This is a genomic window from Pluralibacter gergoviae ATCC 33028 = NBRC 105706, from assembly GCF_001598855.1.
Taxonomy (GTDB): Bacteria; Pseudomonadota; Gammaproteobacteria; order Enterobacterales; family Enterobacteriaceae; genus Pluralibacter; species Pluralibacter gergoviae.
In genome coordinates this window covers 1-1313 of sequence record NZ_BCZS01000084.1, presented here as the reverse complement: position 1 = coordinate 1313, position 1313 = coordinate 1, and the positions used below count along the sequence as shown (strand labels likewise).

Here is a 1313-nt window from a genome sequence, read left to right as displayed (position 1 = left end):
GCCTGTACACCATTCTGTGTAAATGCCTTTTCTCAGAAGTGACCGTCGAGGCGGTCACCGAACTCGATGATAAAACGGCTCATTGCCATGCGCCAGTCCCTCAGCGGCATCGTCCATTTTTGTGAGGCGGCCTGGATTGCCAGCCACACGACCTTTTTCACTGACTCGTCCGTCGGGAACACCTTGCGCTTTTTGATTGCATGCCTGATCACGCTGTTCAGTGATTCAATGGCGTTGGTGGTGTAGATGACTTTGCGGATATCTGCCGGGTAGCCGAAAAACGTCGCAAGGTTTAACCAGTTTGCCGTCCAGCTCCGGCTTATCTGCGGATAGCGGCTGTCCCAGGCGCTGGCGAACACTTCCAGTGCCTGCAGACCTGCTTCTTCCGTCGGCGCCTGGTAAATCGCCTTCAAATCGCGGGTAACGGCCTTGTAATCTTTCCAGGAGACGAACCGCAGGCTGTTGCGCACCATATGTACGATGCACAGCTGGATGCGGGCCTCCGGATATACCGCGTTTATGGCGTCCGGGAAGCCTTTCAGTCCGTCGACGCAGGCGATGAGGATGTCGTTCAGGCCGCGATTCTTCAGTTCTGTCAGCACATTCAGCCAGAACTTCGCGCCTTCATTTTCGGCCAGCCACATACCCAGCAGTTCTTTCTGGCCTTCGATGTTGATGCCCAGAGCCAGAAACACGGATTTATTGATGACGCGACTGTCCTGCCGGACCTTAAGGACAATACAGTCAAGGTAAACAATAGGATAGATGGCATCCAGTGGCCGGTTTTGCCACTCAACAACCTGCTCCATGACGGCGTCAGTGACTTTTGAGACCAGCGCCGGCGAGACATCCGCGTCGTACATCTCTTTGAACGCAGCCGCTATCTCGCGGGTGGTCATCCCTTTGGCGTACAGGGATAAAATCTGGTTATCCATCCCGGTAATACGGGTCTGGTTTTTCTTCAGCAACTGGGGTTCAAAGGTGGCTTCGCGATCCCGGGGAGTACGCAGTTCAAGTGGACCATCCGCAGTGGCTACGGTCTTTGTTGAGTAGCCATTGCGGGTGTTGGAGCCCGGTTTAGGCTGATTTTTATCGTAGCCCAGATGGTGAGACATCTCGGCATTGAGGGCCGCCTCAACGCTGATTTTCTTCAGCAGGCGATCGAACTGGCTGAGATCGTCGGGAGTTTTGAGATTTTTGGCCAGTTCATTAGCCAGAGCCTGCAACTGTTTTTCGTCCATAAAGTAACCTGCCTGTGATGTTGAATTGAACATATCAAAATCAGGCAATTACACAAATTTATGTACAGGCTC

The 1313-nt window shown here is 53.1% G+C and carries 1 protein-coding gene; it reads right to left on the bottom strand.

Annotated elements, in window-relative coordinates; all coding sequences use genetic code 11:
• Positions 1–32: 32 nt before the first annotated feature.
• Positions 33–1241, bottom strand: coding sequence for an IS256 family transposase (locus ENGE1_RS26180; protein WP_015344990.1), 1209 nt, complete (start codon positions 1239–1241; stop codon positions 33–35).
• Positions 1242–1313 lie beyond the last annotated feature (72 nt).